Genomic DNA, 17,903 nt, shown 5'->3' on the forward strand with positions numbered 1-17,903 from the left:
CCTCAAGTCCGGGGGCGTGGCTAGGATCGAGTCTAGACCTGCCTTCCGGCGGCTGGCCCGGCTAGCGCATCCCCTCGCGGCGGATAGCGGTGGCGATCGCAGCTGCCCGGGTTTCCACCCCGAGCTTGGCGTAAATGTGGGCCAGGTGCGTCTTGACCGTGGCCTCGGAGATGAACAGCCGCTGGCCGAGCTCCCGGTTGCTGAGGCCTTCGATCAGCAGGCTCAGCAGCTCCGCCTCGCGCGGCGTCAGGATCTCGTCCGGGTTCCGCAGCTGCTGGAAGAGCCGCGAAGCCACCGGGGCGCTCATCACGCTCTTGCCCTGGACGGCCCCACGGATCGCCGCGAAGATCTCCTCCGGCGCGGCATCCTTGAGCAGGTACCCCATGGCGCCGGCGTCGACGGCCCGGACGATGTCCGCATCCGAATCGTAGGTGGTGAACACCAGCACGGCCTGCCGGCTGTTGTGCCGGCGCAGCTGCCTGATGGCCTCGATGCCGTCCATGCCGGCCCCCATGGCCAGGTCCATCACCACCACTGCGGGGCTGAGCTGCTCTGTCTGGACCAGCGCCTCTTCGCCGGAGGCGGCCTCTCCCACGACCTCAATATCGGGCTGCGTTCCCAGCAGGGCCTTGAGCCCGCTGCGGACCACCAGGTGGTCGTCCACCAGCAGTACGGTAATCGGGTTCACTGTTCCTCCCCGGTGGGCAGTTGCGCGGCCACGATCGTCCCCTCGCCGGGGGTGCTTTCCACCGAGAATACGCCGCCCAGCTGCTCCACCCGCTGCCGCATGGCCCGGAGACCGTAGCCTCCGGCATCCGACGGCGGTGCCAGCGACAGCGGGTCGAAACCGCCGCCGTCGTCGTACACATCCAGGGTGACGGCACCGGGCAGGAACCCCAGCGTTACCGTGGCATTCTCCGCGCCGGCATGCAGCTGGGTGTTCGCGGCGGCGCTTTGGACCACCCGAAGCAGCGCATGCCGCACGTCGGCGGGAACCGGGCGCGGCTCGCCCGTGACCAGCAGCCGAACGCCCGGAACATACTGCCGCGCCGCCTGCAGCAGGGCATCCGGAAGCGGTGCCGCGTCCAGCCCGGGCGAGGCGAGCTCATGGACCAGGCTGCGGGTGTCCGCCAGGTTCCGGCGCAGCATCCCGCTGGCGTTGAGCACGTCCTCGCGCGCGGCCGGGCTGGGCCAGGACCTGTTCGCGGCCTCCAGGAGGAGGAGGCTGCTGGCCAGTCCCTGCGTCACGGTGTCGTGGATTTCCCGGGACACCCGTTCGCGCTCCTCGATGGTGCCCGCCCGGCGCTCGCTGGCCGCCAGCCGTCCCTGGGCCAGCGACACCTCCGCATGAAGCCTGCGCTGTTCTGCGGCGTCCTGCTCGATGCGGTCGTAGATCAGGGTCAGCATGACGCCCACGGCCAGCGGACCCAGGAGCATGGCGATATCGCTGCCGCCGCTGAGCCGGAACAGCCCGGCGGCGGTGGCCGCCGCCGTCGCGCCGCCCGCCAGGTACGCCACCCAGCCGCTGAACGCGGTCCGGCACAGGAAGAACAGCGCGAACGAGCACCACGCAAAACTCGGAGCCGCGATCACCAGCACAGCCCAGAGCGCCACCAGCACGAACATCCACACCGCCCACGGCCGCCTGCGCTGGGACAGCACGGCGATCACGGCATAGAGCGAACACACCGCCGCGGCGAGGGCCAGCACCCACAGGTTGTCCGCGGGGCTGTGCCGCATGACGTACCGGACCGCCGACGCTACCAGCAGAACGGCAAAACCAAGATGCACGACGGCGTCAATGCGGCCCAGCGGGCCCCTTCCGTTGGCGCCTTGGTGGAGGACAGGTTCAGTGCCCGGTGCGGGGGCCGGCGCGGGAACTGCCGCCGGCGGACGGGCTGGTGATGAGGAGGGCATGGGGTCCGGTTTCCGGTGGAGGAGTGCTACCACCATGCTAGGGCCCGCACCGTTGCTGGTCTCTCAGCCTTTTGGCTGATAGGCCCAGCCCGATGGGGGAGGCCGCGGCAGACCAATGCCCGATGCCCCGCTGCGCCTGAGCAGACAGGATGGATTCCAGGCCCGGGGCTATGAACCGGGCAAGCACCTAAAGCCCATTTGGGCCAGAAGTCCATTCCAAGGAGAACCCGTGATGATGTCCAAGAAAATCGCCGCCGCAGCTGCCGCCGGAGCGCTGCTCCTCACCGGCGGGCTGACGGCCGCTGCCAACGCCGGGACCTCAGCTGCTGCGCCAGCGCCGGCAGCGGTTCCCGGCTCCGTACCCGCCGCCGTCCCTGCAGCCGATGTCCAGCCGGTTCCGGAAACCGTGGTCGCGCAGAACCGGATCAGCGTGGGTGCCTCCGGGGACGCGGTCAAGGCAGCGCTCGCCAAATGCCAGGCGGACAAGCTGCCGTTCGTCACGGTGGCCCTGGTGGACAGGTTCGGAACCGTGCAGGCCCTGCTCCGCGGCGACAACGCTGCAGAGCACACCATTGAAGCGGCACAGCAGAAGGCCTACACGGCTGCCGCCTTCGGCACGCCGACCAGTGAGCTCGCCAAACGCATCAACGGCAACGGACCGAGCATCGCGGACCTCCCCGGTACCCTCTTCCTGGCCGGCGGCGTTCCGCTCAAGGTCAACGGAGTCTCCGTGGCAGGCATCGGCGTCGGGGGCGCCCCGGACGGTGCCCTGGACGAAGCCTGCGCAACCGCCGGCGCGGAGGCCATTGCCGCTGCGGCCTCCGGCTCCGCGAAGTAGGCTGTGGGCTGATGAGGCGGTTCAGGACATGGCGCAGGGCACGGCAGGTATCGGCGGTCTTCATCGCCGCAGCCGGTGTTGCCGCCTGCCTGGCGGCCTGCCAGGCGGGGCCCGGCGATCCCGGACGGCGGGACACACCGCCGTCGTCCGTTCCTGCTCCCGCCTCGTCTGCAACAGCGGCCGCATCGCCGTCGGAGACCACTACCGCGGCGCCGGCGCCACCTGCAGCGCCGGCCGAGACCCGTCCTGCGTTGCCTCCTGAGGCGCAGGCCGAGCTCGACCAGCGGCTGATCCGGGCCGCCAAGGCCAACGACGCCGCCATGGTGGCCGAGCTGATCCGGGCCGGAGGCAACGTCAACGCGAAAGACGCCATCGAGGACTCGGCCTTCCTTTACGCGGGGGCCGAGGGCTTCAACGAGGTCCTGCAGCTGACCCTGGCTGCCGGCGCCGACGTCCGCAGCACCAACCGCTTCGGCGGGACGGCGCTGATCCCCGCCAGCGAACACGGGCATGTGGACACCGTCCGGATCCTCATCGCTGCGGGCGTGCCCGTGGACCACGTCAACAACCTGGGCTGGACCGCCATGCAGGAGGCCATCCTGCTCAACAACGGCGGACCCAGGCAGCAGGACGTGGTGCGCCAGCTCCTGGCCGCCGGCGCCGACCCCAACATCCGCGACCCCCAGGGCCGCACCGCACTGGAGAACGCGGAACGGTTGGGGTTTGTGGAGATCGCCGCCCTGATCCGGGGCCGCTAGCCCAACTGGGTAGCAGCAGGTGTCGTTTTGAGGGCTCAAAACGACACCTGCTGCTACCTACTTGGGTGGGGCTAGACGGCCTCGAGCACGCTGACGTAGTTGGCGATGCCCACGCCGCCCATGTTCTGCACGGCCGCGCGGCGCGGGTTGGCCAGCTGCATCTCGCCTGCTGTGCCGGTGAGCTGCATGGCCGCGATGACGTGCTGCGACACGCCGGTTGCACCGACTGGATGGCCCTTGGCCTTGAGTCCGCCCGAAACGTTGACCGGCAGCTTGCCCTCCTTGAACACCCAGCCTTCTTCCAAGGCCCGGGCGCCCTGGCCGGGTTCGGTCAGGCCCATGGCCTCGTACATCAGCAGTTCGGCGATGGTGAAGCAGTCATGCACCTCGGCGAAGTCCAGGCCGTCAAGCCCGACCCCGGCCATCGCCAGTGCCCGCTGCCAGGACGCGCGAGTTGCGGCGAACGCGGTCGGATCCCGCCGCTCGGCGGGGAAGAAGCCGTTGGCCTGGCCGAAACCGGCGAGCCGCACCGGCGCGGTTGCCCCGCCGGTCGGTGAAATTGAGAGCACGACGGCGGCGGCGCCGTCGGACACGGGGGAGCAGTCGGTGCGGCGCAGCGGATCGGCAACCATCGGGTTCTTGTCCGAGACCGTGCGGCAGAAGTCCTCGCCGAGGTCCTTGCGGAGCTGGGCGTACGGATTGTCCACGCCGTTGCGGTGATTCTTCGCCGCGATGGTGCCCAGGACGTCGCCGAGGTTTGCGGCGCTGGCCCCGGTCCCGGCCCCGTAGCGCTTCTCGTAGTGCTTGGCCACTTCGGCGAACAGACCGGTGAAGCCGGTGGTGGAGGCCTTCCCGGCCATGTCGTAGTCCGCGCCCAGCAGGGCCGCGCCCACAACGTCGGCACCGGCGTGCGTCATCTTCTCGGCGCCGATGACCAGCACGGTCTTAGCGGTGCCGGCCAGCAGCGACTTGGTGCCCTGCTGGAAGGCAGCCGACCCCGAAGCGCACGCGTTCTCCACCCGGGTGGACGGCACGTTGGCCAGCTGTTCGGACACCTCCAGCGCAAGCGAGGACGGGAAGGCCAGCGGCATCATGCCGGAGTTGAACTGGCCGAGGTAGATCTCATCGATCTGGCCGGGTTCGATGCCGGCGTTGGCGATGGCTTCGGTGGCAACCTGCACAATCAGGGACTCGAGGGTCTCGTCGGTGAGCTTGCCGAAACGGCTGTGGCCCCAGCCGGTGAGCAGGACATCCTTGCCGAACTGATCCTTCAGGCTCATGCTGTGGCTCCTTCCATGGCGGGGGATGCGTCGTTTTCGAGGGCGACGACGAATGCGGCCTCGGTTTTCTCGCGGATTTCCTCCACGGTGACGCCCGGGGCGAGCCGGGTGAGCGTGAGCTGCCGGCCGCCGCCTGTTTCCTGTTCGTTCCTCACGAGGTCAAAAACGGCGAGGTCACTGATGATCCGGTCCACCACGCTCAGGCCGGTGAGCGGAAGGGTGCACTCCCGGACGATTTTGGCGGACCCGTCCTTGGCATTGTGTTCGGTGAGGACCACCACGCGCGGAGTCCCGGCGACGAGGTCCATGGCGCCGCCCATGCCTTTGACCATCTTGCCGGGGATGGTCCAGTTGGCGAGGTCGCCGCTGCCGGAGACCTGCATGGCGCCCAGGATGGCGACCTTGACGTGGCCGCCGCGAATCATGCCGAAGGACGTGGCGGAGTCGAAGATGCTGCCGCCGGGCAGGACGGTGACGGTCTGCTTGCCGGCGTTGATGAGGTCGGCGTCTTCCTCGCCCTCGTAGGGAAACGGGCCCATGCCGAGCAGGCCGTTCTCGCTCTGCAGGACCACGCGCACGCCCTCGGGGAGGTTGTTGGCCACCAGCGTGGGGATGCCGATGCCGAGGTTGACGTAGTCGCCGTCGTCGAGTTCTTCGGCCGCGATGGCAGCCATTTCATCCCTGGTCCAGGCCATGGGGTTCTCCTTGGGTTCGTGAATTCTTGTGGGGGCTTAAGTGTTCGTTCGCGCTGTGTAGTCGCGGGGGCTAGGCGGGAACGGGTTCGGTTGCGCGGGCGCGGACGGTGCGCTGTTCGATGTCCTTGACCCGGCCGCTGGCCTGCACCAGGCGCTGGACGTAGACGCCGGGGGTGACGATGTGGTTGGGGTCCAGCGCGCCCGGCTCCACAATGACTTCTGCTTCGGCGATGGTTACTGCGCCGGCTGTGGCCACCACGGGGTTGAAGTTCCGGGCGGTGAAGCGGTAGATCAGGTTGCCGTCGGTGTCGGCAGTGTGGGCGTGGACCAGGGCGACGTCGGCCCTGATGGCGCGCTCCTGGACGTACGTTTCGCCGTCGAACTCGGCGAGCGGCTTGCCCTCGGCGACGAGGGTGCCGACGCCGGTCCTGGTGTAGAACGCGGGGATGCCGGCGCCGCCGGCACGGAGGCGCTCAGCCAGTGTGCCCTGCGGGGTGAACTCCACTTCGAGCTGGCCGGCGAGGTACTGCTCGGCGAAGAGCTTGTTCTCGCCCACGTAGGAGGCGATGACCTTGCGGACTTGGCCTGCTTCGATCAGCACGCCGAGGCCCTTGCCGTCCACGCCCATGTTGTTGGACACCACCGTCAGGTCCTTGACCCCGGAATCACGGACGGCCTCGATCAGGTCCGCCGGGATGCCGCTGAGCCCGAAGCCCCCGACGGCCAGCGTCATGCCGTCCCGCAGCACGTCCTGCAGCGCGGCAGCCGCGCCGGATTTCAGCTTTGTCATTGCATCTCCTCATTGAGCGGTCAGGGCCCGGTGTTCTGGTTCCCCGTGCAGCCGGTAATCCACTTTGTGGACTGTAGGTCTGGAATTGGAGCGTACGGGGGAGCCGAAGGCTCTGTCAAGGCACCTTTCGCCGCGAAATATGGGCATTTTTACAGTGTGGACGGTAAGCTTTGAAGTATCCATAATGTGGATGCTTTGGAGGAAAAATCATGAATTCAGCACCGGTCCAGGGTGCCCAGGTGGTCAGCCGCGTCGCCAGCCTGCTGCGGATCGTGGGACGCCAGCCCGACGGCAGCCCGCTGGTTGAAGTGGTTCGGGAATCGGGCCTTACGCGGCCCACTGTCCACCGGCTGCTCTCCTCGCTGGCCTCCGAAGGCCTGCTGGACCAGGATCCGCAGAGCGGCAACTGGGTGCTGGGCCCGGAGATCCTGCTGATGGGTTCCGTGGCGTCGGCCCGCTTTCCGCTCGAGGACATTGCGCGGCCCAGCCTGCGCCGGCTCGCCGAGGAGACGGGGGAAAGCGCCTTCTTCTCCATCCGCCGGGGAGCGGAAACGGTGTGCCTGCTCCGGGAGGAAGGCAGCTTCCCGGTGCGCTCCTTTGTGCTGCACGAGGGCGTCCGGTTTCCGTTGGGAGTGGCCTCCGCCGGAACCGCGATCATGGCATTCCTGCCTGAGGCCGAACAGGAGGAGCTGCTCGCGGGCTGGGCTGCCCACGCCGGCAGTTTCGCTGCAGGGCACACCGAGGCCCTGGTCCGGGAGAACCTGGCGAAGACGCGGCAGGCCGGCTATTCGGTCAATCCCGGCCTGGTCCTCGAGGGCAGCTGGGGCATGGGCGCCGCGGTGTTCGACCAGCGCGGACGGCCCGCCTGGGCGTTGTCACTGACCGGGATCGAGCCGAGGTTCCGCGGCGAACGGCAGGAGACCCTGGGCCGCCTCCTGATGGAGGAAGCCCACCGGATCTCTACGCTGCTGACCCGCGCACCCGGCGCCTGACCCCCGCACAGGTCTCGCCGCCAAGTTCACGCGGCCGCAGGCGCTTGCAACCACACCCGATGTGCAAGATGCTGGCAGCATCGGCGGCAACTGCGACGAGCCCAAGGAGCGCGGCCTCAATGACAAGCACCAAAATGACGTTCGACCGTTTTGGCAGCCCGGACTTCGTCACCGTGGGCGAGGAGGAGCAGCCACCTCCGGCAGAGGGCGAGGTGCAGGTGGGCGTCCGCGCCGTCGCGGTCAACCCCGTGGACTGGAAGCTCGTTGCGGGCTACCTGGAACCCTACTTCCCGCTGCAGCTCCCGGGTGTTCCCGGCTGCGAAGCGTCAGGAACAGTGACCGCCGTCGGCCCCGGCGTGACCGGGTTCGGCATGGGCGACGAGGTCATCTGGAACGGCGTTGCCGGAGGCTACCGCGCCGTGGCCAACGTTCCGTCCGCGCAGCTGACGCCGAAGCCGGCCGGCATCGACTTTGAGCAGGCAGCCTGCGTGGCCATCGCTGGCGGTGCCGCGTACTCGGCCCTGGTGCAGCTGGGCATCGGTGTGGGGGACACGGTCCTCATCCACGGCGCGGCGGGCGGGGTCGGCTCGGCAACCGTCCAGCTTGCGCGGGACCTGGGCGCCCGGGTCATCGGCACCGCCTCGGAGCAGAACCATGACTATCTGCGCGGTCTCGGCGCCGAACCCGTTGCCTACCGGGAAGGGCTCGTGGAGCGAGCGCGTTCCCTGGGCAGCGTCACCGCCGTGGTGGATACCATTGGCGGGGAGGCGACGACGGCGGCAACCGTCGAACTGCTGGGCGGCCATGGCCCCGCTGTGACTACCGTGCCCGGCAAGGAGACCAACGCCGCCGGAATCGCCGCCGTGCGATTGCTGGACGGACGGGTTGCGGACGCGGCCCGGCTGGCTGCCGACGGCAAGGTCCGCTTCCACATCCAGGAGCGGCTCCCGCTCACCGAGGCGGCCAGGGCGCTGGCACTCAGCCGCGCGGGCCACGTGCGGGGCAAGCTGGTGCTGATCCCGTAATCGGCGGCGCAGCTTGATGGCGGAGTGCCTAGAGCCCGACCCGGGGCTCCTCAGGACCTTCGTGCTTCCACCAGGTGTCGAAGATGCTGACCGGGACCGTGCGCTTGTGACGGGTGCGGAGGTACTTCTGCTCGATCGATTCGGCGACGGAGTCCGGGACCTCGCGGCCTTCGAGGTAGTCGTCGATCTGGTCATAGGTGATGCCCAGCTCATCCTCGTCCGTGCGGCCGGGCTTGCCGTCGAGGAGGTCGGCGGTGGGGATCTTCTCCCAGATGCGGGCCGGGGCGCCGAGCTCGGCGAGGAGTGCCCGGTTCTGGCGCTTGTTCAGTCCGAACAGCGGCAGGATGTCCGCTCCGCCGTCGCCGTACTTGGTGAAGAAGCCCGTCACGGATTCGGCGCCGTGGTCGGTGCCGATGACCAGGTAGTTGTGCTCGCCGGCGAGGGCGTACTGCGCGATCATGCGCGTGCGGGCCTTGGTGTTGCCCTTGTGGAAGTCGGAGATCCCGTTGCCCACGGTCTTCTCGAATTCATCCTCGAAGCCATCGACTGCCGCAGAGATGTTGAAGGTCCACTCCGTCTTGGCCTGGATGAAGTCAAGGGCGGCCTGGGCGTCGTTCTCATCGTGCTGCACGCCGTAGGGAAGGCGGACCGCCACAAAGTTGGCCTCAACGCCTTCTGCCGTGAGCTCGTCGACGGCAAGCTGGGCGAGCCGGCCCGCGAGCGAGGAATCAAGGCCTCCGGAGATTCCCAGGACGAAGCCCTTGGTCTGCGTTGCCTTGAGGTATTCCTTCAGGAAAGTGACGCGTTTGCGCACCTCCCCGGCGGGGTCGATCCGGGGCTGGACGCCCATTTCTTCAATGATCCTGGCCTGGAGTTCGCGCATGTGATCCAGACTAGTCAGCAGTGTCAACCATGCTCAACTGTGTCCGCCCGGATGCCGCAAGGAATTTCCCGGATGCCGCAAGGAATTACTGCGGCGCGGGGCCGGTCGAGCCGCGGACCGTCAGATGCGTGGGCATCACGGACCGGCTGCGGATGCCTCCGCCTGCCAGCGGGTTCAGCTGGGCCAGCAGCATGGAAATGGCCACGCGGCCGGCCTGTTCGATCGGCGAGGCCATGGTGGTCAGCGGCGGGTTGCAGAAGTCGGCCCCGAAGATGTCGTCGCAGCCCACGATGCTCATGTGCTCCGGGACACGGATACCGCGTTCGCGAAGTCGCTGGAGCATGCCGATGGCGATGAGGTCGTTGAACGCGATACAGGCCGTCACCCCGCTGTGCACGGCGGCGTCCGCGGCGGCTGCACCGGACTGCGTCTTGGGCGAGAACGGCCCCAGCCGGCATACTTCCACACCGCGTTCCTCGGCTGCCTCGGACAGGGCGGTCCATCGCCGCGTGCTGGACTGGGATGTTGCCGGGCCGGCGATGTAGGCAATCCGGGTGTGCCCCAGCGAGATGAGATGGTCGAGGGCCTGGCTTGTGGCGGACGGCGTGTCAATGAGAACTGCGGGGACCCCGGGGACGTCCCGGTTGATGGTGACCATGGGCATCTTTGCCGCCGCGGCCAGCAGGGCTTCGTCGCTGAGCCGGGAGGCGGCCACCACGATTCCGTCCGCGCTCTTGCGCAGCTGTTCCAAGGTACTGGCTTCCACCTCGTCCGATTCCTCGGTGTCCACCAGCAGCTGGGTGTAGCCGGCAGCCTTGAGCTGGAGCTGGGTGCCCCGGATGAGGTCGAAGTAGAAGGGGTTGGTGATGTCCGGGACCAGCACGCCCACCGCGCCTGTGCGGCCGGAACTCAGCGCCTTGGCCTGGCTGTTGGGGATGTAGTGCAGCTGGGCCGCGGCCGCCTCGATCCGCTGGCGCGTCCGGATGTTGACGCGGTCAGGGGAGGAGAGCGCACGGGAAACGGTGGAGGCCGCCACACCGCAGAGCGCGGCGATGTCATGGATGGTGGGCGGGCGGTCCGCTGCTGCGGGTTGCGTCGTAGCCACGGCGCTCCTCTCTGAACGTGGTGGCCGGGCCGTGATGGGCCGGGTCGGATGGGCGGGACTGTGAGTGCCGACACAGATCCGGTCAGCAAAGAATGCCACAGATTGTCAGATTTTGGCAATCGGTTGTCATTAAGTGGCAGGGCTGGCTAAACTGGGGCGGACACCGTTTGTGAACTGCGTCACCGCACTGGAGCCGGGAAGGCAAGCGCGGCGGCCGGAAACCCAGGAGATCCGCGTGAGCAAAACAACAACCGCAGTCTGGCCCCTTTCAGGTTTCGGCGATGAGATAGACCCGGATCCCGCTGTGCAGGCTGCCGTGCTGCTGGCACTGGGCGCGAGCCACATCGAGGTGCGCAGCGCCTGGGGCACCAACGTTTCGGAGCTGGAGCCGGAGCAGGTTGCCAAGCTCAAGGAAATCCTGGATGACAAGGGCCTCAAGGTTTCGGCAGTGGCCAGCCCCATCGGCAAGGTGGATGTGAGCCTGCCGGTGGAACACGAGCTGGAACGCCTCCGGCAGATCATCTCCGTGGCCAAGGGCCTGGATACCAAGTACATCCGCATCTTCTCGTTCTACCGGGCCGAGGACCTGAGGGCGGAAGATATCCGCGGGGATGTCCTGGCCCGCATGGGCGCGCTGGCAGCGCTCGCCGCGGAATCCGGCGTCGTGCTCCTGCATGAAAACGAAAAGGGCATCTACGGCGATACCCCACAACGGGTGCTGGACATCATGGAGTCCGTGGACTCGCCGGCGCTGCGAATCGCCTGGGACAACGCCAATTTCGTCCAGGTGGGCGTCAAGCCCTATACCGACGGCTACGCGATGCTGCGCCCCTACCTTGAGTACTTCCAGGTCAAGGACGCGCTCTCCACCACCGGCGAAGTGGTGCCCTCAGGCGAGGGCGACGGCGAGCTGGACGCCACCATCGCGGCCCTGAAGGCGGACGGCTTCACCGGCTTCGCGTCGCTGGAACCCCACTTGGCCAGCGCCCACGAGCTGGGCGGCTTCTCCGGCCCGGTGGCCTTCGGCATCGCGGCCCGCGCCTTCGCTGCGCTCGCGGCAAAAAACGGAGTTGAACTCTCTTGAGCACGACGGCGGCAGTCATCGGCTGCGGCGATGTTTCGTCAGTGCACTTTGAGGCGATAGCAAAGCTCGACGGCGCCACGCTGGTGGCGGTCTGCGATTCGGATCCGCAGCGGCTGGCTGCAGCGGTGGCCGCCTACGGCGTCCCTGGCTTCGCCGACCACCTGAGCCTGATCGAACAGGTCAGTCCGGACGTGGTGCACATCTGCACTCCGCATGACCAGCACGCGTCCGTGGCCGCGGAGTGCCTGGAGCGCGGAGTCAACGTCATTGTGGAGAAGCCGCTGGCCCACACCCTGGCAGAAGGCCGGCGGCTGGTGGAAGCAGCATCAGCAGGCCGGGCCAAAATCGCAGTGTGCTTCCAGAACCGGTACAACGCGACGGCGCAGGCCGTGCACGCGATGCTGTCGTCGGGCGATCTGGGCGATGTGGTGGGGGCCTCGGCAACAGTGATGTGGCAGCGCTCCGCCGACTACTACGAAAACCGGCCCTGGCGGGGTACCTGGGCCGGTGGCGGAGGCGGGCTGATGATGAACCAGGCCATCCACACCGTGGACCTGCTCCAGTGGCTGGTGGGCGACGTTGTCACGGTCACGGGAAACGCTTCGACACGATTCCTGGGCGGCACCATCGAGGTGGAGGACACCGCGGAATTCGTGGCGGAACATGCCAACGGTGCCCGGAGCGCGTTCTATGCCACCCTGGCCAATGCCTTCAATGCGCCGGTGACACTCGATGTGGTCACGGAGAAGGCTGTCCTGTGCCTGCGCGGCGACCTCACGGTCACCCATGCTGACGGGCGCGTGGATGTCATTCCGGAGCGCACCAGCGACTCCGGCGGCCGGTCCTACTGGGGTGTCTCGCACGAGCTGCTGATCAGCGATTTCTATAGCCGGCTGGACGAGGCGGAGCCGTTCTGGATCAGTCCCGCCGAAGCCGAGAAATCGCTGCGCATCATCAAGGATGTCTACCGGCAGAGCTACCCGGAATCGGCGGACAAGGTGTCCTGAGGCGCGGCTGCAAGGGCGCCCGAGGCCCAGTTGAAAGCAACCGGTTGCCTCCAACGCACTCGTGCCCGGGCAACCTATACCGGTACGAAAAAGAAATACTGCAACAATTTTGACAATCGGTTGCCAGGCAGGGCAACAGTGCGTACTGTGAATCCCAAGAGGCCGATGTGGCCCAGACCACACTTGCTTAATTTCGCAAGTCTCACGTTCCCCGGATCCTAGGAGCCAACAATGAAGTTAGGTCCCAAGGCGGCAGCAGCCGCCCTCGTACTCAGCGCCTCGCTGGCGCTCACCGCATGCGGCGGGGGCGCCGGAGCGGGCTCGAACGCCGGCGCTGCTCCAACATCACTCACCTTGGGCACCCTGCGCGACATCACTTCCTGGGATCCTGCCCAGGCCCACGTCGGCCATGCCCTGCAGCCGTACCAGGCAGCGTATGACACCCTGATCCTGCGGGAACCGGACGGCAAACTCAGCCCCATGCTGGCCACGGCGTGGAAGTACAACGACACCAACACCAAGCTCACCGTGGACCTCCGGACCGACGTCACCTTCAGCGACGGTGCAAAGTTCGACGCCACAGCAGCCAAGGCCAACCTGGACCACTTCAAGAAGGCAAATGGTCCCCAGATGGCCCAATTGGCTTCTGTGTCCGACATTGCCGTGGTGGACGAGGACACCATCGACATCAACCTCAGCGCAGCAGAGCCCGCACTGGAGTACTTCCTGAGTCAAGCAGCCGGCCTGATGGGAAGTCCCCAGTCCCTGGGTACTGACGCCATCAAGACCGTACCGGTGGGCTCCGGACCGTACGTGATGGACAAAGCTGCCTCAGTGAAGGACTCGCAGACGGTCTTCACAGCACGTGATGGCTACTGGAACAAGGACCTGCAGAAGTACAAGAAGCTGACCCTCAAGATCCTTACCGATCCCACGGCCCGGACAAACGCCTTGGTTTCCGGCCAGGTGGACGCCACGCTTCTGGACCCCAAGAACGGTAAGCAGGCCGAGGGCGCCAAGATGAAGCTTGAAACGAACCAGGTGGACTGGTCCGGCTTGCTCCTGCTGGACCGCGACGGCACCAAGAACCCCGCTCTGGCCAACGTCAAGGTCCGCCAGGCCATCAACCACGCATTCGACCGGAAGACCATCCTGGAACAGGTCATGCTCGGCCAGGGAACTCCCACCTCGCAGCCGTTCGGCAAGGACAGCGGCGCCTGGACCGAAGAGCTCGAAAACTACTACAGCTACGATCCCGCCAAGGCCAAGCAACTCCTGAAGGAATCCGGTTTCGAAGGTAACGTGACTATCGACGTGCCCACCCTTCCGGGAGCTGAAACGCTCATCTCGGTTCTCCAGCAGCAGCTCGCAGACGTCGGAATCACCCTGAAGCCCGGCGCCGCGATCACCAACACCTTCACCGCGGACGTTGCAGCGCAGAAGTACCACGCATTGTTCTTCAACCTCTTCCAAGGCGAGCCCACGGTAGCGATCGACCAGATCGTCTCCACCAAGGCCCTCTACAACCCGTTCAAGAACACCACCCCGGAGCTGGAGGCCAAGATCCAGGCTGTGCGTACGGGCGGCGAGGACGCCGGCAAGCTGGCCCAGGACGTCAACAAGTATGTGGTGGAGCAGGCCTGGTTCGCTCCGCTGTTCCGCGTCAACCAGATGTATTACCACAACGACAAAGTCAGCGTCACCCCGCAGGCACAGCAGGCCGTTCCGTCCATCTACAACTACTCACCCGCCAAGTAGGACGCCATGATCAGGTTCATTGCGAAAAGGCTGGGCAGCGGGTTGGTGGTGTTGTTCGTGGTTTCGGCACTCACCTTCACGTTGCTGTACACCTCCAGCGGCAGCATTGCCCGGAACATCCTGGGTGACCAGGCCACCCCGGAGCAGGTTGCCCTGAAGGAACAGGAGCTGGGACTCGACCAGCCCCTCGTGACCCGTTACTTCGCCTGGTTAGGCGACGCCCTCTCAGGAAACCTTGGAGCCTCCTGGTTCACGTCAGAGCCGGTGGCCAGTTCCCTGGCCACGCGGATCCCGGTGACCATGACGATGGTTTTCACCGCAATGATCCTGATCGCCATCTGCGCAGCACTGATCGGAGTTGCCGCAGCCGTCAAACGCGGCTGGGTGGACAGGGTGGTCCAGGTGGGCGCGATCGTTGGCGACTCCATCCCTGGGTACGTGATCGGCGTGCTCCTTGTGACCCTCCTGGCCATCCAGCTGGGCTTCTTCCCGGCCACCAGCACCATCTCTCCCGAAGTGGGTCCGGAGGCTTGGGTCTACTCGATGACCCTTCCGGTCATTGCCCTGCTGATCAACGGCGTGACCGGAGGCGCGCAGCAGATCCGCAGTGCCGTGATCAAGCAGCTCGAGCGCGACTACGTCCGGACCCTGCGCAGCCGCGGCATCGGAGAGCGGGAAATCCTCTTCAAGCATGTGCTGCGCAGCGCGGCACCGGCTGGCCTGACCGTCTTGAGCCTGCAACTGATCGGCATGCTGGGCGGCGTGGTGATCATCGAGCAGATCTTCGCCCTTCCAGGAATGGGACCGCTCGCGGTCACCGCCACCGGCCAGTCCGATCTTCCCGTGGTCATGGGCGTCGTGATGTACACCGTGGTGGTGGTCATCGTGGTGAACCTCCTGGTGGACATCCTCAATGGTTGGCTCAACCCGAAAGTGCGTGTGTCATGAGTGATTCCGTAGAAACAGCGGCGGTAACGGCCGTCCCAGCCCCCGTTCCGACGGGCCAGAGCGGCACGGTGGTCCGTTCCACCGTGATGCGCCGCCTCCTCAGGAACCCGATGGGCATCGCCTCGCTGGTGATCCTGGGATCCATCGCCTTGCTGGCCATCTTCGCCCCGGTCCTGGCCCCGTTCGAGGAGAACTTCGCGAACATCACCAAGACCCTGGCACCTGCAGACTCGGTGAACATCCTGGGCACGGACAGCGCCGGACGCGACACCTGGAGCCGCCTGCTCTTCGGTGCGCAGCTCACGCTGTTGTCCGCACTGCTGTGCGCCGGTGTTGCCATCGCCATCGGCCTCCCGGCCGGCCTGATCGCCGGCTACTACGCCGGGAAGTTCGAGGCCGTCTCCAACTGGGTGGTCAGCATCCTCATGAGCCTGCCGGGCCTGATCGTGCTGCTCACCATCCGCGCAGCATTCGGACCCTCGGTATGGATTTCGATGATCGCCTTCGGCGTCCTCATCAGCCCGTCCTACTTCCGTTTGACCCGCACCGCTGTCCAGTCGGTGCGCAACGAGCTTTACGTCGACGCAGCCCGGGTGTCCGGGCTCTCCGACTGGAGCATCATTGCCCGCCACATCTTCTCCGTGGTCCGTGCACCCATCATCATCCAGACCGCAGCCATTGCCGGCGTGGCCATCGCGATCCAGTCCGGACTTGAGTTCCTGGGACTCGGCGATCCCACCAAGGCAACCTGGGGCGTGATGCTCTCCGAAGGCTTCAAGAACGTCTACCTGACACCCACGCTGCTCTTCTGGCCGGCGCTGGCCATGGCCCTCACGATCGGCGGCCTGGTCCTGCTCGGCAACGCGATCCGCGACGCGCTGGAGGACGGCGAAAAGATCAAGCACCGCAGGAGGCCCACTGCCGGTTCCACAGGTGCAAGCACGACGGCGGCGCCCGCCGGGGCGCGTCCCTCACGTAAGTCCGTGGCCGCCGTCGACGTCGGAACCGAGCACCACCTGGTCAAGGTGACCAATCTCGGCGTCGGCTATCCGCAGGCTGACGGCTCCATCAAGAAGGTGGTGGACGATGTGTCCTTCCACGTGGACCGGGGCGAAATCCTGGGCATCGTGGGCGAATCCGGCTCGGGCAAGTCCCAGACGGCGTTCTCCATCCTGGGGCTCCTGCCGGACAATGCCCGCATCGTGGCCGGGTCCATCCAGTTCGACGGCAACTACACCGTTGCCCCGGGCGAGGGACGCGTCAACCAGGACCGGCTGTCCAAGCTGCGCGGCAGGCGGATCTCCTACATTCCGCAGGAGCCCATGAGCAACCTGGATCCGGCTTTCACCATCGGCTACCAGCTGGTCACGCCCATGGTGCGCGTCCTGGGGATCTCCAAGGAGGAAGCCCGCAAGCGGGCCCTGAAGCTGCTGACCGACGTCGGAATCGTCAACCCCGAGCGGACGTTCAGCGCCTACCCGCACGAAGTCTCCGGCGGGATGGCCCAGCGCGTGCTGATTGCCGGCGCCATCAGCTGCGAACCGGACCTGGTCATCGCCGACGAGCCCACCACCGCGCTGGACGTCACGGTGCAGGCGGATGTGCTGGACCTCCTGCGAGAGCTGCAGCAGCGCCTGAACATCGGCGTCATCCTGGTGACGCACAACTTCGGTGTGGTGGCGGACCTTTGCGACCGCGTGGCCGTGATGCAGAACGGCCGGCTCGTGGAGGAAGGATCCGTCCGCGACATCCTCCGCAACCCGAAGGAGCCGTACACCCAGACCCTGCTGGCGTCGATGCTTGAGGGCAAAACTCCCATGTCGATGCTTGTATCCACCCAGAAGGAGCCGGTCGCATGAGCGCCACGCAGAACGCCCCGCTGCTGACGGACCCACTACTGACAGCTCCACTTCTGACGGTGGACAACCTCGTGGTGGAATACCCCAGCAAGAAGTTCCGGGCCAAGCCATTCCGGGCCCTGACGGACATCAACATCACCATCGGCCAGGGGGAAACGCTCGGTCTGGTGGGGGAGTCCGGTTCCGGCAAGACCACCCTGGGCCGTGCGGTCCTGGGCCTGGCCCCGGTGACAGAGGGCAGGATCATCTTCGAAGGCACTGACATCAGCCACGCCTCCCGCAAGCAGCGGCGGACCCTGAGCCGCGATCTCCAGGTGGTCTTCCAGGATCCGTACACATCGCTCAACCCGGCCCTCGAAATCGGCGACATCCTTGCCGAGCCGCTTGGTGTGCAGGGGATGGAACCTGCTGCCGCCAAGAAGCGCGTCAGGGAACTCCTTGACCAGGTGGGCCTGCCCTCGGACGCCATCCACCGCCTGCCGCGGGAATTCAGCGGCGGCCAGCGCCAGCGCGTGGCCATAGCCCGGGCCCTGGCGCTCTCGCCGAAACTGATTGTCTGCGACGAACCCGTCAGTGCACTGGACCTGTCCACCCAGGCCCGCGTCCTTGACCTGTTCCTGCAGATCCAGAAGGACACCGGCGTTTCGTACCTGTTCGTCTCCCACGACCTGGATGTCGTTCGGCACATCAGCCACCGTGTGGCCGTGATGTACCACGGCGAAATCGTCGAACAGGGACCGGCCGAGACCGTGACCCGCGACCCCGAGCACCCGTACACGCAGCGCCTCCTGCTGGCCTCCCCGGTACCCGATCCGGACCGGCAGGAACAGCGCCGGGCGGATCGCCACCGGCTGCTGGAAAGCCAGCGGCACCAGATTGAACAGGCCGGCGCCCTCGCCTAGCACCCGGCGGCAGCCAAAGTAACAGCACCCAACCGACAGAGAGGGCCCCTGAGGGCCCGGAA

At 66.7% G+C, this 17,903-nt stretch carries 17 protein-coding genes; 10 read left to right on the forward strand and 7 right to left on the reverse strand.

The window, feature by feature from the left end; all coding sequences use genetic code 11:
* Positions 1 to 61: 61 nt before the first annotated feature.
* Together J2805_RS08705 and J2805_RS08710 are read right to left on the reverse strand one after the other, a co-directional pair.
* Positions 62 to 688: a response regulator transcription factor gene (locus tag J2805_RS08705; protein ID WP_309975205.1), complete on the reverse strand. Its 627-nt coding sequence runs from the start codon at positions 686 to 688 to the stop codon at positions 62 to 64.
* On the reverse strand, positions 685 to 1,917 hold the full coding sequence (locus J2805_RS08710) for a sensor histidine kinase (protein ID WP_309975207.1): 1,233 nt from the start codon (positions 1,915 to 1,917) through the stop codon (positions 685 to 687). Before J2805_RS08710 ends, J2805_RS08705 begins: the two co-directional genes overlap by 4 nt.
* Positions 1,918 to 2,152: 235 nt before the next feature.
* On the opposite strand from J2805_RS08710, the gene J2805_RS08715 reads away from it, so the two are divergent.
* Together J2805_RS08715 and J2805_RS08720 are read left to right on the forward strand one after the other, a co-directional pair.
* A complete protein-coding gene (locus tag J2805_RS08715; protein WP_309975694.1) occupies positions 2,153 to 2,755 on the forward strand; it encodes a GlcG/HbpS family heme-binding protein in 603 nt (200 codons plus the stop codon).
* Between the two features lie 11 nt (positions 2,756 to 2,766).
* Positions 2,767 to 3,513: an ankyrin repeat domain-containing protein gene (locus J2805_RS08720; protein WP_309975210.1), complete on the forward strand. Its 747-nt coding sequence runs from the start codon at positions 2,767 to 2,769 to the stop codon at positions 3,511 to 3,513.
* Positions 3,514 to 3,584: 71 nt separating this feature from the next.
* Here J2805_RS08720 and J2805_RS08725 read toward each other — a convergent pair whose 3' ends face one another.
* The 3 genes from J2805_RS08725 to J2805_RS08735 all read right to left on the reverse strand — a co-directional run bounded on the left by J2805_RS08725 (position 3,585) and on the right by J2805_RS08735 (position 6,278).
* A complete protein-coding gene (locus tag J2805_RS08725; protein ID WP_309975212.1) occupies positions 3,585 to 4,793 on the reverse strand; it encodes an acetyl-CoA acetyltransferase in 1,209 nt (402 codons plus the stop codon).
* On the reverse strand, positions 4,790 to 5,488 hold the full coding sequence (locus tag J2805_RS08730; protein ID WP_309975214.1) for a CoA transferase subunit B: 699 nt from the start codon (positions 5,486 to 5,488) through the stop codon (positions 4,790 to 4,792). Before J2805_RS08730 ends, J2805_RS08725 begins: the two co-directional genes overlap by 4 nt.
* A gap of 70 nt (positions 5,489 to 5,558) precedes the next feature.
* Positions 5,559 to 6,278: a CoA transferase subunit A gene (locus J2805_RS08735; protein WP_309975216.1), complete on the reverse strand. Its 720-nt coding sequence runs from the start codon at positions 6,276 to 6,278 to the stop codon at positions 5,559 to 5,561.
* A gap of 209 nt (positions 6,279 to 6,487) precedes the next feature.
* Here J2805_RS08735 and J2805_RS08740 point away from each other — a divergent pair, with 209 nt between their 5' ends.
* Positions 6,488 to 7,270 (forward strand): IclR family transcriptional regulator, encoded by a 783-nt coding sequence (locus tag J2805_RS08740; protein WP_309975218.1) that lies wholly within the window; start codon positions 6,488 to 6,490, stop codon positions 7,268 to 7,270.
* 119 nt (positions 7,271 to 7,389) lie between these two features.
* On the forward strand, positions 7,390 to 8,295 hold the full coding sequence (locus tag J2805_RS08745) for an NADP-dependent oxidoreductase (RefSeq protein ID WP_309975220.1): 906 nt from the start codon (positions 7,390 to 7,392) through the stop codon (positions 8,293 to 8,295).
* Between the two features lie 28 nt (positions 8,296 to 8,323).
* Here the strand turns inward: J2805_RS08745 and nadE are convergent, their stop codons facing one another.
* Positions 8,324 to 9,178, reverse strand: coding sequence for an ammonia-dependent NAD(+) synthetase (gene nadE, locus J2805_RS08750; RefSeq protein WP_309975222.1), 855 nt, complete (start codon positions 9,176 to 9,178; stop codon positions 8,324 to 8,326).
* A gap of 85 nt (positions 9,179 to 9,263) precedes the next feature.
* Positions 9,264 to 10,283, reverse strand: coding sequence for a LacI family DNA-binding transcriptional regulator (locus J2805_RS08755; RefSeq protein ID WP_309975224.1), 1,020 nt, complete (start codon positions 10,281 to 10,283; stop codon positions 9,264 to 9,266).
* Positions 10,284 to 10,518: 235 nt separating this feature from the next.
* On the opposite strand from J2805_RS08755, the gene J2805_RS08760 reads away from it, so the two are divergent.
* From J2805_RS08760 to J2805_RS08785, 6 genes are all read left to right on the forward strand, one after another.
* Positions 10,519 to 11,367: a sugar phosphate isomerase/epimerase family protein gene (locus J2805_RS08760; RefSeq protein ID WP_309975226.1), complete on the forward strand. Its 849-nt coding sequence runs from the start codon at positions 10,519 to 10,521 to the stop codon at positions 11,365 to 11,367.
* On the forward strand, positions 11,364 to 12,374 hold the full coding sequence (locus tag J2805_RS08765; RefSeq protein ID WP_309975228.1) for a Gfo/Idh/MocA family protein: 1,011 nt from the start codon (positions 11,364 to 11,366) through the stop codon (positions 12,372 to 12,374). The genes J2805_RS08760 and J2805_RS08765 overlap by 4 nt, the downstream gene beginning before the upstream one ends.
* Positions 12,375 to 12,605: 231 nt before the next feature.
* Positions 12,606 to 14,132 carry an ABC transporter substrate-binding protein gene (locus tag J2805_RS08770; protein ID WP_309975230.1) on the forward strand — a complete coding sequence of 509 codons (1,527 nt, stop codon included), beginning with the start codon at positions 12,606 to 12,608 and terminating at the stop codon, positions 14,130 to 14,132.
* A 6-nt stretch (positions 14,133 to 14,138) separates the two neighbouring features.
* Positions 14,139 to 15,080, forward strand: a complete 942-nt coding sequence (locus tag J2805_RS08775; protein ID WP_309975232.1) for an ABC transporter permease — start codon at positions 14,139 to 14,141, stop codon at positions 15,078 to 15,080.
* A complete protein-coding gene (locus tag J2805_RS08780; RefSeq protein WP_309975234.1) occupies positions 15,077 to 16,939 on the forward strand; it encodes a dipeptide/oligopeptide/nickel ABC transporter permease/ATP-binding protein in 1,863 nt (620 codons plus the stop codon). The genes J2805_RS08775 and J2805_RS08780 overlap by 4 nt, the downstream gene beginning before the upstream one ends.
* The gene (locus J2805_RS08785; RefSeq protein ID WP_309975236.1) at positions 16,936 to 17,841 is read left to right on the forward strand and encodes an ATP-binding cassette domain-containing protein; all 906 of its coding nucleotides are present in this window, start codon (positions 16,936 to 16,938) and stop codon (positions 17,839 to 17,841) included. The genes J2805_RS08780 and J2805_RS08785 overlap by 4 nt, the downstream gene beginning before the upstream one ends.
* Positions 17,842 to 17,903 lie beyond the last annotated feature (62 nt).

The organism is Arthrobacter oryzae, from assembly GCF_031454875.1.
Lineage (GTDB): Bacteria > Actinomycetota > Actinomycetes > Actinomycetales > Micrococcaceae > Arthrobacter > Arthrobacter oryzae_D.